This window comes from Streptomyces sp. NBC_00669 (genome assembly GCF_036226785.1).
Taxonomy (GTDB): Bacteria; Actinomycetota; Actinomycetes; order Streptomycetales; family Streptomycetaceae; genus Actinacidiphila.
Genome location: NZ_CP109018.1, coordinates 2,320,305 through 2,333,384, shown reverse-complemented (window position 1 = coordinate 2,333,384; position 13,080 = coordinate 2,320,305). Strand labels below are relative to the sequence as shown.

Sequence of the window (13,080 nt, the reverse complement as noted above, 5' to 3'; positions counted from 1 at the left end):
TCCATGATGGCGCCTGCGCCGTCCCCACCTCGCATCAGCGGTCCTCCCGCAACCGCAGCCCGCGCGGTGTGGCGTGGAACCCCGCGGCCTCCAGCGCCCGGCCCAGCGGAGAGGTCAGCGCCGACTCGCCGTTGGCACGCTCCACCGTGAGGCGGCCCAGCGCTCCTTCCCGGACCGCCAGCGCGAGGGCGTCCGCCGCGGCCCCGACCCGTATCTCGTCCCGTGGCCAGGCCAGCAGGGTCTTGCCACCCCGCTCCACATACAGGGCGAGCTCGCCGTCGGTCAGCACCACCAGGGCGCCCGCCTTCCGCCCGGGTTTGTGGGAGACCCCCTCGGGCTGCTCCGGCCACGGCAGCGCGGCGCCGTACGGATTGGCCGGGTCCGCGGCGGCCAGCACCACCGTGCGGGACCGGTCGGGGCGTTCCTCCTCCCGCTCCCGCGCTGTGCTGAGGGCCCGCAGCCGGTCCACCGCGCCGTCCATCGCGAACTGCGCCGCGCCCAGGCCCTCCACCACGTAGCCGCGTCTGGCCTGCCCGGTCTCCTCGAACGCCGCCAGCACCCGATATGCCGCCGAGAAGCCGCCCGCCACTCCTTCCGCGGCCACCGCGCCCCGGGTGACCACGCCGTGCCGGTCCAGCAGGGTGTGGGTCAGAGCGTGCGCCCGCAGGGTCGGATCTGCTTCGGGTGCGGGCACCAGGGACCAGCGGCCCGCGGTGGTGGGCGGCCCGGTCCGGGAGGCGGTGGCCCGTGGCGACCTGGCGGAGGCGAGCGAGCTGTACCTGCCGCGCGGCACCGAGCGCGGCGCCCGGTGCGCGGTCGCCCCCGCGGTGCGGCCCGAGCCGAGCAGCGCCCTCAGCGGGGCGAGGGTGTCATTGGTCAGCCGCCCCGACCAGGCCAGGTCCCATACCGCGTCGGCGAGTTCCGGATCGCTCGCCGTCAGCCCGGTCGCCCGCACCTGCTCACCGATCTGCCGGAAGAACAGGCCGTACCCGCCGGACAGCGCGCCGAGCACCGCGGTGTGCAACTCCGTCAGCTCCAACGGCTGCGGACCCGGCAGCAGCAAGGGTGCACTTTCGGACAAATACAGTGACACCCATCCGTCCTTGCCGGGCAGGGCCCCCGCTCCGGCCCACAGCACCTCGCCGGAGGCCGTCAACTCGTCCAGCATCGCCGGGGTGTAGCCGCTCACCCGGGACGGCAGCACCAGCTTCTCCAACGCCGACGCGGGAACCGACGCGCCCTGCAACTGCTCAACCGCCCGTGCCAGGCCGTCCATCCCGCGAAGACCATGCGTGCCGACATGCTGCCACTGCGGCAGGAACACCCCGAGCGTGGCCGGCGGCACCGGCTCCAACTCCTGCCGCAGCGCGGCGAGCGAACGGCGCCGAAGCCGCCGCAGAACCGTGGCGTCGCACCACTCCTGACCGGCCCCGCCCGGACGGAACTCGCCCTGCGCCACCCGGCCCGCCGCCGCCAGCCGGTGCAGCGTGCCGTCCGCCACGGCCCCACCCAGACCGAACCGGGCCGCGGCCTCGCCCGTCGTGAACGGGCCATGCGTCCGCGCGTACCTCGCCAGCAGGTCGCCCAGCGGGTCCTTGACCGGCTCGGTGAACGCCACCGGCACGCCCACCGGCAAGGCCGTGCCCAGCGCGTCGCGCAGCCGACCGGCGTCCTCCACCGCGGCCCAGTGCTCCTCCCCGGCGATCCGCACTCTGATCGCCCGCCTGGCCGCCTCCAACTCCGCGGCCCACCCCGCCTCCGCGCCGCGCACCGCCAACTCGGTGCCGGTCAGCGGGCCGAGCACCCGTAGCAGGTCCGCGACCCCCTCCGCGTCCTTGACCCGGCGATCCTCCGTCAGCCACTGCAACTCGCTGTCCAGATCGGCCAGCACGTCGGGATCGAGCAGCTCCCGCAGCTCCGCCTGCCCCAGCAGTTCCGCCAGCAGCCGCGAATCCAGCGACAGCGCGGCCGCCCTGCGTTCGGCCAGCGGCGAGTCGCCCTCGTAGAGGAACTGCGCCACATAGCCGAACAGCAGCGAACGGGCGAAGGGCGACGGCTCCTGCGTGGTCACCTCCACCAACCGGACCCGCCGCGCCTCGATGTCTCCCATCAACTCCACCAGCCCCGGCACGTCGAACACGTCCTGAAGGCACTCCCGGATCGCCTCCAGCACGATCGGGAACGACCCGAACTCCGACGCCACCTGGAGCAGTTGCGACGCCCGCTGCCGCTGCTGCCACAACGGGGTACGCCGGCCGGGACTGCGGCGCGGCAGCAGCAGTGCCCGCGCCGCGCACTCCCGGAAGCGCGACGCGAACAACGCGGACCCTCCCACCTGCTCCGTCACCAACTGCTCGACCTCGCCCTTGTCGAAGGCCACATCGCCCGCCCCCACCGGCGACTGCTCCGGATCGAACTCGGCCCCCTTCGCCACAGGATCGGCGTCCAGCAGGTCGAGCCCCATCAGGTCCGCGTCCGGCAGGCGCAGCACGATCCCGTCGTCGGCGTGCATGGCCTGGGCGTCCAACCCGTAGCGCTCCTGGAGCCGGGCTCCGAGCGCGAGCGCCCACGGAGCGTGCACCTGGGCGCCGAACGGGGAGTGGATGATCACCCGCCAGTCACCCAGCTCGTCCCTGAAGCGCTCCACCACGATGGTGCGGTCATCCGGGATGTGCCCGCACGCCTGCCGCTGCTCGGCGAGGTACGACAGCACGTTGTCGACCGCCCAGGGGTCCAGGCCGGCCGCGGCCAACCGCTCCCGGGCCGCCTCCGCGGGCAGCGCGCCCACTTCCCGCAGCCACCTGCCCAGCGCTCGGCCCAGTTCGAGCGGGCGTCCCAACTGGTCGCCCTTCCAGAACGGCAGCCGCCCGGGTACGCCCGGCGCGGGGGAGACCAGCACCCGGTCGCGGGTGATGTCCTCGATCCGCCACGAGGTGGTGCCCAGCGTGAACACGTCGCCCACCCGGGACTCGTACACCATCTCCTCGTCCAGCTCCCCGACCCGGCCGCCGCCCTTCTTGGGGTCCGCCCCGGCCAGGAAGACCCCGAACAGCCCGCGGTCCGGGATGGTGCCGCCGGAGGTGACCGCCAGCCGCTGTGCTCCCGGCCGGCCGGTGAGAGTGTTGGCCACCCGGTCCCAGACGAGGCGGGGCCGCAGCTCGGCGAACGCGTCCGACGGATAGCGGCCGGCCAGCATGTCCAGCACCGCGGTGTACGCGGAGTGCGGCAGCGCCGCGAAGGGCGCCGCCTGCCGGACCAGGGCGAGCAGTTCGTCCACGTCCCAGGTGTCCAGGGCGGTCATCGCCACGATCTGCTGCGCCAGCACGTCCAGCGGGTTGGACGGCACCCGCAGCGACTCGATGGCCCCTTCCCGCATCCGCTCGGTGACCACCGCGGACTGCACCAGGTCGCCGCGGTACTTCGGGAAGACCACCCCGGTGGACACCGCCCCCACCTGGTGGCCGGCCCGGCCCACCCGCTGCAGCCCCGACGCGACCGATGGCGGCGACTCCACCTGGACCACGAGGTCGACCGCGCCCATGTCGATACCCAGCTCCAGGCTCGACGTGGCGACCACCGCGGGCAGCCGCCCTGCCTTGAGATCCTCCTCCACCAGCGCGCGCTGCTCCTTGGACACCGAGCCGTGGTGCGCGCGGGCCAGCACCGCGGGAGCCCCCTTGGCAGCGCCCGACTGCGCCATGACCTGTGCCGGGGAGTGCGCTTCGGGCAGCGGCTCGCCCTCGGCACGCTCCTGGCCGATCTCGTTGAGCCGGTTGCACAGGCGCTCGGCGAGCCGCCGGGAGTTGGCGAAGACGATCGTGGAGCGGTGCGCCTGCACCAGGTCGGCGATCCGCTCCTCGACGTGCGGCCAGATCGACGGCCGCTGCGCCGGCCCCGCGGCCGGCCCGCTGTGCTCGGCCGCGTCCATCACCGGCGAACCGCCCAGCTCGCCCAGATCCTCCACCGGCACGACCACCGACAGGTCGAACCGCTTCTGGGACGGCGGCTGCACGATCGCCACCCGCCGCTGCGGGGAAAGGAAGCGGGCCACCTCATCCACCGGCCGGACCGTGGCCGACAGCCCGATCCGGCGGGCCGGCCGATCGAGCAGCCGGTCCAGCCGCTCCAGGGAGAGCGCCAGGTGGGCGCCGCGCTTGGTGCCGGCGACCGCGTGCACCTCGTCGAGGATCACCGTCTCGACCCCGCTCAGAGCCTCCCGCGCGGCGGAGGTGAGCATGAGGAAGAGGGACTCGGGCGTGGTGATGAGGATGTCCGGCGGGCGGGTGGCCATCGAGCGCCGCTCCGCCGCGGGCGTGTCACCCGACCGGATACCGACCCGCACCTCCGGCTCCGGCAGCCCCAGCCGCACGGACTCCTGCCGAATCCCCGCCAGCGGGCTGCGCAGATTGCGCTCGACGTCCACCGCGAGCGCCTTCATCGGCGAGACGTACAGCACCCGGCAGCGGCGACGGGCCTCAGCCGGCGGCGGAGTGGCGGCCAGCCGGTCCAGCGCCGCCAGGAACGCGGCCAGCGTCTTGCCCGACCCGGTGGGCGCCACGACCAGCACGTCGGAGTCCGCGGCGATGGCGGACCACGCGCCGGACTGGGCGGCGGTGGGCTCGCGGAAGGCTCCCGTGAACCACGCGCGGGTCGCGGGCGAGAAGGAGTCGAGGCTGTTGTGCGGATCGGACTGAGGACTGGACGGACCGGACGGACTGGACATGACCCCATCCTGCCTCGCCGGACCGACACCGCGCCGACGACCACTCTTCCGGCTGTGGACAACTCCTGGCGCGGTCACGACACAATGTCCCCATGACCGCGCGTGAGCAGGCACGATTCTGGGAGCACCCGGGCCTGCCCGGGGTTGACCTGCTGCGGGCCCGCTACATCCGGCACACCTTTTCCCGCCATGCCCACGACGGCTACGTGATCGCGGCGGTCACCGGCGGGGTGGAGGGCATCGGCCTGCCCGGCGGTGCCGAGCGGGCCGGCGAGGGCGGCGTCGTCCTGATCAACCCGGAGGTCCCGCACTCGGCGTACGCGGGCGCCGCCGGCGGCTGGAGCTACCGGGTCCTGTATCCGCGGACGGACGTCGTGTCGGCCGTCGCCGCCGAGACCCGCGGGCTGCGCGGCACCCCTTTCTTCACCGGCCCGGTCATAGCCGACCCGACCGCGGCCCGCCTGATCGCGGCCGTCCACGAAGCGGCCGAGCAGGACGACGCGCTCGCCGCCGAGACGTTTCTGCGCCTGACCCTCGCCCGGCTGCTGGCGCGCCACAGCGGGGGCATCGCCCGCGGCGGCCGGCCGCGGGCGGCGGCTCCCGGCGCCGCAGCCCATGCCCGCGAACTGCTCGCCGCCCACCTGGCCGACCCGCCCGGTCTCGACGAACTCGCCGCCGCCACGGCCACCAGCCCCTTCGCGTTGCTGCGCGCCTTCAAGGCCGCCTACGGCCTGCCCCCGCACGCGTGGCTCACCGGTGAGCGCGTCCGGGCCGCCCGCCGCCTCCTGGACACCGGCGTCGCTCCGGCCGAAGCCGCGGTCACCGTCGGCTTCACCGACCAGCCGCACCTCAACCGCCACTTCAGCCGGATCGTCGGGGTCCCGCCCGGCGCGTACCAGCGCGAGCGGAAGATCGTACGAGAGCGCTGACCCGCGGCCGCGTCGTTCGGACGGCCGGCGGGCGGCCCGTATCGCCCGGTATCGCCCCGGTATCGCCGCGGGGCCGCCGCCGCAAGAACGTACAAGACCCGCAGGCGGCGGTCTTCCTAGCCTGATCGAGTGAAAACAGCGCAGACGACGGGGCCGGACACCGTGCGGCAGCCGCCACGGCCCCGAGCAGAAGTGGTCCGAGACGCCCTGGGAGTAGGGGTCGCCGTCGGACTGTCCGGATTCGCCTTCGGAGTGACCTCGGCGGGCGCGGGCCTGTCCGTCCTCCAGAGCTGCGTCCTGTCGCTGCTCGTGTTCACCGGGGCCTCGCAGTTCGCGCTGGTGAGTGCGCTCGGTGCGGGAGGAAGTCCGTTCGCGGCGGCGGCCGGGGCGTTCTTCCTGGGCACCCGCAACGCCTTCTACGGTTTGCGGCTCTCGCAACTCCTGCGCCTGCCGGCGTCCGTACGGCCGCTGGCCGCCCAGTGGGTCATCGACGAGACCTCAGCGGTCGCCCTGGCGCAGCGCGAACGGGCCGCCGCCCGGCTCGGCTTCACCGTCACTGGCGCGAGTCTCTACGTGCTGTGGAACCTCACCACGCTGCTGGGAGCCCTGGGCGCGTCGGCGCTCGGTGATCCGGACGCCTGGGGACTGGACGCCGCAGGGCCGGCCGTCTTCCTGGCCCTGCTGGCACCCATGGTGAAGGGACGCACCGAACGGGCGGTGGCCGCGCTCGCCGTCCTGCTCGCGCTGGTCTGCCTGCCCGTGCTGCCCGCCGGGGTGCCGGTGCTGGTCGCGGCGCTGGCGGCGCCCTTGGTGCTGGCCGTAAAGAAGAGGGCCGCGCGATGACCGGGGAGACGGGCACGTGGATCGCCATCGGCGCCACCGCCCTGGGCTGCTACGGAGTGAAACTGCTCGGCCTGTCCGTGCCCGCGGGGCTGCTGGAGCGCCCGCTCGTCAAGCGACTGGCCGCTCTGCTGCCCATCGCCCTGCTCGCCGCCCTGACCGCGCTGCAGACCTTCGGCACCGCTGCCTTGCGCCTGGCGATCGACGCGCGGACCGCGGGGCTGGCGGCAGCGGCCACCGCGCTGCTCCTGCGCGCGCCCTTCCTCGTGGTGGTCGCCGCCGCGGTACTGGTCACCGCAGCGGTACGGGCGATGTAGGCCGTACGAGGGGCGGCCGGCGACCGGGGGATACTGGCACCCATGCGGCTGACGATGTTCTGGGAGCGGATGCGCGCGCAGTTCGGCGAGACCTACGCCGACTCCTTCGCGCGTGACCACGTGATGTCCGAACTGGGCGGCCGTACGGTCGTCCAGGCGCTGGAGGACGGCTGGGAGGCGAAGGACGTCTGGCGGGCGGTCTGCGTGGCCATGGACGTGCCCGCCGCTCGACGCTGACCATCCGTCCGAAGTGCCGCGAATGCCCTGATATCAGGACTTGATCGGAGGTAGGGCCCAGACTTGGCCTGTGGCAGCACGTGACGAGTCTCCCGACCCGGCGCCCGACGCGCCCGGCGACGGATCGCGCCCGTCACGTGCGCGCATGCCGCGCTGGCTGCCTCGCGCGCTCCTCCTCGCGCTCGCCCTCGTCGCCTGCTACCAGTTCGCGCACTGGGCGTTCGACCGGCTGGTCGGACTCCTCGTCAACGTCCTGGTCGCGTTCTTCTGCGCCCTGGCCATCGAGCCCGCGGTGGACTGGATGGCCAGGCGCCGCATCCGCCGGGGCCTGGCCACCGGAATCGTGATGCTCGTGGTGCTGGTCGCCGCCGCCGGCTTCCTGCTGGCCGTCGGCTCCTTGCTCGTCGACCAGATCGGCACCATCGTGCGCAACCTGCCGCAGTACGTCGACGACGTGGTGAAGTGGATCAACCGGACCTTCCACACGCACATCGACACCGGCGGCAAGCTGCATGACAAGGTGCTGCACTCCAACTGGGTGCGCACCTACCTCACCAGTGGTGCCGCCAGCGTGTGGGGCATCTCGGCCACGGTCATCGGCACGATCTTCCAGGTCTTCACGGTGGTGCTGTTCACTTTCTACCTGGCCGCGGACGGGCCCCGGCTGCGCCGCACGCTGTGCTCCATGCTGCCGCCCGCGCACCAGGCGGAAGTCCTGCGGGCCTGGGACATCGCGGTCGCCAAGACCGGCGGCTACCTCTACTCCCGAGCCCTGATGGCCGTGGTCTCAGGGCTCGCCCACTACATCCTGCTCCAGGTGCTCGGTGTTCCCTACGCCCCCGCGCTCGGGGTCTGGGTGGGGCTGGTCTCGCAGTTCATCCCCACCGTCGGCACCTACCTGGCCGGGGCCCTGCCGATCCTCGTCGCGTTCACCGAGGACCCGTGGGACGCGCTGTGGGTGCTGTGCTTCGTCGTGGTCTACCAGCAGTTCGAGAACTACCTGCTCCAACCGCGGATCACCGCGCGTACGGTGGACATCCATCCGGCGGTCGCCTTCGGCTCGGTGATCGCGGGGACGGCGCTGCTCGGCGCGGTCGGCGCGCTCATCGCCATTCCGGCCACCGCCACGCTCCAGGGCTTCTTCACCGCCTATGTAAGGCGCTACGAGGTCACCGACCCGCGGATGTGACCGACCCGGGCGCGCTCGGCGGGTCGCTTGACATGAAAATCGAACATCCATTCATATGGAGAGGGCCCGGCGGATCTCCCGCCGTGGCGGCGCGAACTCCGGCCGGTGCCGGGCGCACACGTCGGCCGGAGTTATCCACAGGTCCCGGACGACGTGCGGGCGCGTTGTCAGTGCCAGGCGCTAGCGTCATGGACGTGAAGCGATCGAACCAGACATCCCGGGTGGAGTCCATGGCAGGAAACGACCGCGAGAAGGCGCTCGACGCCGCGCTCGCGCAGATTGAACGGCAATTCGGCAAGGGCGCCGTCATGCGGCTCGGCGACCGGCCGAACGAGCCCATCGAGGTCATCCCCACCGGGTCGACCGCGCTGGACGTGGCGCTCGGCGTCGGCGGGCTGCCCCGCGGCCGCGTCGTGGAGGTGTACGGCCCGGAGTCCTCCGGCAAGACCACCCTCACCCTGCACGCGGTGGCCAACGCCCAGCGGGCCGGCGGCACGGTGGCCTTCGTGGACGCCGAGCACGCCCTCGACCCCGAGTACGCCAAGGCCCTGGGCGTCGACATCGAGAACCTGCTGCTGTCCCAGCCGGACACCGGCGAGCAGGCGCTGGAGATCGTGGACATGCTGGTCCGCTCCGGCGCCATCGACCTCATCGTGATCGACTCCGTGGCAGCCCTCGTGCCGCGGGCCGAGATCGAGGGCGAGATGGGCGACTCCCACGTGGGCCTCCAGGCCCGACTGATGAGCCAGGCACTGCGGAAGATCACCAGCGCGCTCAACCAGTCGAAGACCACCGCCATCTTCATCAACCAGCTCCGCGAGAAGATCGGTGTGATGTTCGGCTCGCCGGAGACCACCACCGGTGGCCGCGCCCTGAAGTTCTACGCCTCGGTCCGGCTCGACATCCGCCGGATCGAGACCCTCAAGGACGGCACTGACGCGGTCGGCAACCGCACCCGTGTCAAGGTCGTCAAGAACAAGGTCGCGCCGCCCTTCAAGCAGGCCGAGTTCGACATCCTCTACGGCCACGGCATCAGCCGCGAGGGCGGCCTGATCGACATGGGCGTGGAGCACGGCTTCGTCCGCAAGTCGGGTGCCTGGTACACCTACGAGGGCGACCAGCTCGGCCAGGGCAAGGAGAACGTCCGGAACTTCCTGCGGGACAACCCGGACCTCGCGGACGAGATCGAGAAGCGGATCAAGGAGAAGCTCGGCGTCGGCGTGCCGAAGCCCGAGACCCCGGCCGCCCAGCCGGAGGCCGACGCCGCAGGGTCGGCCGCGTCCGCCAAGGCGGAGCCCGCCAAGGCCGATGTCCCCGCTCCGAAGAAGGCGACCAAGGCCACCGCCGCCAAGGTCTGACGCCATGGAGCGCAAGTCCCAGAAGCGCGGCGGCTCTTCCGAGTCGAGGGCCTCGCGAGAGCCGCCGCTCGATCCTGGTGAGCAGGCGCGGGCGCTGTGTCTGCGCCTGCTCACCGGGACCCCCCGCACCCGTCGGCAGCTCGCCGACGCCATGCGCAAGCGCGAGATCCCCGACGACGTCGCCGAGCACGTCCTGGAGCGCTTCGAGGACGTCGGCCTCATCGACGACCAGGCGTTCGCAAACGCCTGGGTGGAGTCACGACACCGCGGCCGCGGCCTCGCCCGCCGCGCCCTCGCCCGCGAGCTTCGCCACCGTGGTGTGGACGCGGAGCTGGTGACCGAGGCCGTCGAACTGCTCGACTCCGAGCAGGAGGAGGAGACCGCCCGCGAGCTGGTCCGGCGCCGGTTGCCGGCCACCCGTGGCCTGGACCGCGACCGGCGGATCAGACGTCTCGCGGGCATGCTCGCCCGCAAGGGATACCCGGAGGGCATGTCCCTGCGAGTGGTCCGCGACGCACTGGCGGCCGAAGGCGCCGACGGCGAGGAAACGGAAGAGGAGCGGTGGGCATGGCAAGGCGAATAGGCGCGGAGCGGTCATAGTCCGCTCGCCGCTCGCCGCTCGCCGCTCGCCGGGTCAGCCGGTGCGCCCGCTGACCTGGTGACCGGCCGCATCGCCCCCCGGACGCCCGTCCGGGCGGTCGGGTCCACCCTCATCGGGGGTGGCGTCGTCGGCCGGGTCGTCCCGGCTGCCCGCCGGTGCCGGCGGACCTCCCCGGGCCAGGTCCGCGTAGGAATACAACTCGGCGGGCCGGCAGCCCACCATCGCCGCCACCAGGTGCCCGTCGGGCCGGACCAGCAGCACCGTGTGCGCGGTCGCCCCCGGATAGGTCTCGGCGACCAGCAGCTCCGCCCCGGTGGGCAGCGCGGCCACCGCTGACGCCAGCCGCGGCATCAGACCGGCCGTCAGCCAGTGCCGCGACTCCCACACCCCGGTCCCGGGCGCGACGAGCACCACCACCAACCCGCGCCCGAGCCGGTCGCGCAGCCGGCTCACCGTGCCGTCCAGCGCGGTGACGTCCACGTCGGCCACCGCTTCGCCCGGCCGCGTGTCGCACTCGGCCGCCAGCGACGACACCCCGCCCGACCTGGCGGAACTCCGAGGCGCGGGTACCGTCAGCGGTGAGCGGCCGTACACCGTGGAGGCAGCCGTGCCGCCGCGCCCGAGATGGCTGTCGGTCAGCAACTCGACCTGGCCGCGGGCCGAGCCGGACAGCAGGCTGTGGCGGACCGTCTGCCAGGCACCGTTCGCCCGCAGCAGCGGAAGTGCCTGGTCGGTGGCGCGCAGCCGGGTGCCGACCGCGCCCCGCCGCTCCGCCTCGTAGCTGTCGAGCAGGAGATCGGAAGCGCCGTCGTGGACGGCGAGTGCCAACTTCCAGGCGAGGTTCTCGGCGTCGCGCAGCCCTTCCTCGACGCTCTGCGCCCCCAGCGCCCCCATCAGGTGCGCCGCGTCCCCCGCGAGGAAGACCCGATCGGCCCGCCAGGCGCGGGCCAGCCGCTGATGGACGGGATAGTCGGCCGAGCCGACCAGCTCGTACGGCACCACCTTGCCGCACCAGGCGGTCAGGGCGGCCCTGAGACGTTCCACCAGCGCGTCGGAGGTGAGTTGGCGGCCGTGCACCGGCAGCAGCCAGTCCATCCGCCACCGTCCGTCCGGCAGCGGGCGGGCGGTGATCTCCTGCCCGGCCGGGGCTCCCGGCGGATCGCGGTGCAGCAGCGCCACACCGGGTTCGGGCAGTTCGGTCCGCACCGTCACCACCGCGTGCCGGTCCACCGCCGTACGGCCGGGGAAACGTACGCCCAGCAGCTTGCGGACCGTGGAGCGCGGACCGTCGCACCCCACCAGGTAACTGCCGCGCCACCAGGTCTCCTCGGCGCCCTTGGTGTGCACGGTGACCCCGCGCGCGTCCTGCTCCACCGCGTCCACCCGGCAGCCGGACACGACACGCACCGAGCTGCGGGACGAAAGGGCCGTCCGCAACCCCTTCTCCAGCAGGTACTGCGCGACATGGACCGGCGCGCCCGCGGGATCGGCGCCGAAGTCCAGCCGTAACACCTCCGTACGCCGGCGCAGCGTGCGCCAGCCCGTCCAGGTCGCGCCGTCGCCGCGCAGTCCGCCGTAGCCGAGGCGTTCCACGAGCGCTGCGGTCGCCGGACCGAGCACGCAGGTGCGCGCCTGCCGCAGCCCCTCGGCTCCGCCGAGCACCTCCGCCTCGTCCAGCAGGATCACGGGCACATCGCGGTGGGCCAGCGCGAGAGCGAGGGTCAGACCCACTGGGCCGGCCCCCGCGACGATCACGGGGTCCACGCAGCGGCCCCCGGAAGAGTTGCGGTCACAAAGCGTATGCAACTCACTGCGCCTGCCCACGTCAAGCGACAGTCGCACGTCGGCGCGGTGCGGGCGGTTCATCGGGCGCACATCGGCCGCGCACGCGACGCACCCGGGGCGCACACCGCGGCACCGGTCCGCCGCCACGGGAATCGCCGCTGCGTGCCTTCCCCGTCCCCGGAGCGTACCGGCTGGGTAACGGTCCGCTGCGGGAGCCGGTAGCCCCTTGACGTGCGGGTCCCGATCGGCGTGGATTCGATCGACAGGTCCATGACCCATTCCGCGGGCGGAGCGGCGAAGTCCGCGCCAACGCGGGTGTTCCGGCGGATGAGGAGGAGGTGACGCATGCGACTGCTGCTGGTGGAGGATGACGACCGGGTCGCCGCCGCCCTCTCCGCTGTGCTCGGAAAGCACGGCTTCGACGTGCGCCACGCCCGTAGCGGCGAGGAGGCGATCCAGGCGCTGCTTCCCGACGGCGGCCCGGAGTACGACTGCGTGCTGCTCGACCTGGGGCTGCCGGACCAGGACGGCTTCGAGGTGTGCAGCCGCATCAGGCGCCGCAGCGCCACTCCGGTGATCATGGTCACGGCTCGCTCCGACGTCAGGTCCCGCATCCATGGTCTCAACCTGGGCGCGGACGACTACGTCGTGAAGCCGTACGACACCGGCGAACTGCTGGCGCGTATCCACGCGGTGGTACGCCGACCGCCGCTGCGACCCGGGGCCGCCCAGAACGCGGGGCCGGCCACACCGCCGAACGGCAGCCCGGTGGTGACCATGCCGGGCGCCGCCGACGGCACCCCGATGTCGCTCGGCCAGGTGGTGATCGAACCGTCCACCCGGCGGGTCACCGTGGACGGCGATCCGGTGGCGCTGACCCGCAAGGAGTTCGACCTGCTCGCCCTCCTCGCCCAGCGGCCCGGGGTGGTCTTCCGCCGGGAGCAGATCATCAGCGAGGTGTGGCGCACCGCCTGGGAGGGAACCGGCCGCACCCTGGAGGTGCATGTGGCCTCGCTGCGTTCCAAGTTGCGCACCCCGGCCATGATCGAGACGGTGCGCGGGGTCGGCTACCGGCTCGTCGTGCCGGCCGGCTGACCGCAG

9 protein-coding genes and 1 pseudogene are annotated in these 13,080 nt (G+C 73.1%); 8 read left to right on the top strand and 2 right to left on the bottom strand.

All coding sequences use genetic code 11. The features are described 5' to 3' along the window. Positions 1-34: 34 nt before the first annotated feature. Positions 35-4,723, bottom strand: coding sequence for an ATP-dependent helicase (locus tag OG896_RS09230; RefSeq protein WP_329364062.1), 4,689 nt, complete (start codon positions 4,721-4,723; stop codon positions 35-37). Between the two features lie 92 nt (positions 4,724-4,815). On the opposite strand from OG896_RS09230, the gene OG896_RS09225 reads away from it, so the two are divergent. The 7 genes and pseudogenes from OG896_RS09225 (at position 4,816) to recX (ending at position 10,176) form a co-directional block, all read left to right on the top strand. Next, positions 4,816-5,652, top strand: a complete 837-nt coding sequence (locus tag OG896_RS09225; RefSeq protein WP_328470184.1) for an AraC family transcriptional regulator — start codon at positions 4,816-4,818, stop codon at positions 5,650-5,652. Between the two features lie 129 nt (positions 5,653-5,781). Next, complete coding sequence (locus OG896_RS09220) at positions 5,782-6,495, top strand: AzlC family ABC transporter permease (RefSeq protein ID WP_443056975.1); 714 nt, start codon at positions 5,782-5,784, stop codon at positions 6,493-6,495. Continuing rightward, positions 6,492-6,809, top strand: coding sequence for an AzlD domain-containing protein (locus OG896_RS09215; protein ID WP_329364060.1), 318 nt, complete (start codon positions 6,492-6,494; stop codon positions 6,807-6,809). The genes OG896_RS09220 and OG896_RS09215 overlap by 4 nt, the downstream gene beginning before the upstream one ends. Before the next feature lie 42 nt (positions 6,810-6,851). Continuing rightward, positions 6,852-7,046, top strand: a complete 195-nt coding sequence (locus OG896_RS09210; RefSeq protein WP_328470190.1) for a DUF3046 domain-containing protein — start codon at positions 6,852-6,854, stop codon at positions 7,044-7,046. A gap of 70 nt (positions 7,047-7,116) precedes the next feature. After that, on the top strand, positions 7,117-8,235 hold the full coding sequence (locus OG896_RS09205) for an AI-2E family transporter (protein ID WP_329364058.1): 1,119 nt from the start codon (positions 7,117-7,119) through the stop codon (positions 8,233-8,235). 32 nt (positions 8,236-8,267) lie between these two features. After that, positions 8,268-9,389, top strand: a pseudogene (gene recA / locus OG896_RS09200) (recombinase RecA); the annotation flags it as partial. Continuing rightward, a complete protein-coding gene (gene recX, locus OG896_RS09195) occupies positions 9,328-10,176 on the top strand; it encodes a recombination regulator RecX (RefSeq protein ID WP_402450725.1) in 849 nt (282 codons plus the stop codon). The pseudogene recA and the gene recX, both read left to right, overlap by 62 nt. Positions 10,177-10,227: 51 nt before the next feature. Here the strand turns inward: recX and OG896_RS09190 are convergent, their stop codons facing one another. Then, entirely contained in the window at positions 10,228-11,958 is a 1,731-nt protein-coding gene (locus OG896_RS09190) for an FAD-dependent monooxygenase (RefSeq protein WP_329364056.1), read from the bottom strand. A 366-nt stretch (positions 11,959-12,324) separates the two neighbouring features. On the opposite strand from OG896_RS09190, the gene OG896_RS09185 reads away from it, so the two are divergent. Then, positions 12,325-13,074 (top strand): response regulator transcription factor, encoded by a 750-nt coding sequence (locus tag OG896_RS09185; protein ID WP_328470197.1) that lies wholly within the window; start codon positions 12,325-12,327, stop codon positions 13,072-13,074. The last annotated feature ends 6 nt before the right edge of the window (positions 13,075-13,080 follow it).

Bases quoted from the DNA above. Each gene is read 5' to 3' on its own strand.
- OG896_RS09230 (WP_329364062.1), bottom strand. From the start codon at position 4,723: ATGTCCAGTCCGTCCGGTCCGTCCAGTCCTCAGTCCGATCCGCACAAC.
- OG896_RS09225 (WP_328470184.1), top strand. From the start codon at position 4,816: ATGACCGCGCGTGAGCAGGCACGATTCTGGGAGCACCCGGGCCTGCCC.
- OG896_RS09215 (WP_329364060.1), top strand. From the start codon at position 6,492: ATGACCGGGGAGACGGGCACGTGGATCGCCATCGGCGCCACCGCCCTG.
- OG896_RS09210 (WP_328470190.1), top strand. From the start codon at position 6,852: ATGCGGCTGACGATGTTCTGGGAGCGGATGCGCGCGCAGTTCGGCGAG.
- OG896_RS09185 (WP_328470197.1), top strand. From the start codon at position 12,325: ATGCGACTGCTGCTGGTGGAGGATGACGACCGGGTCGCCGCCGCCCTC.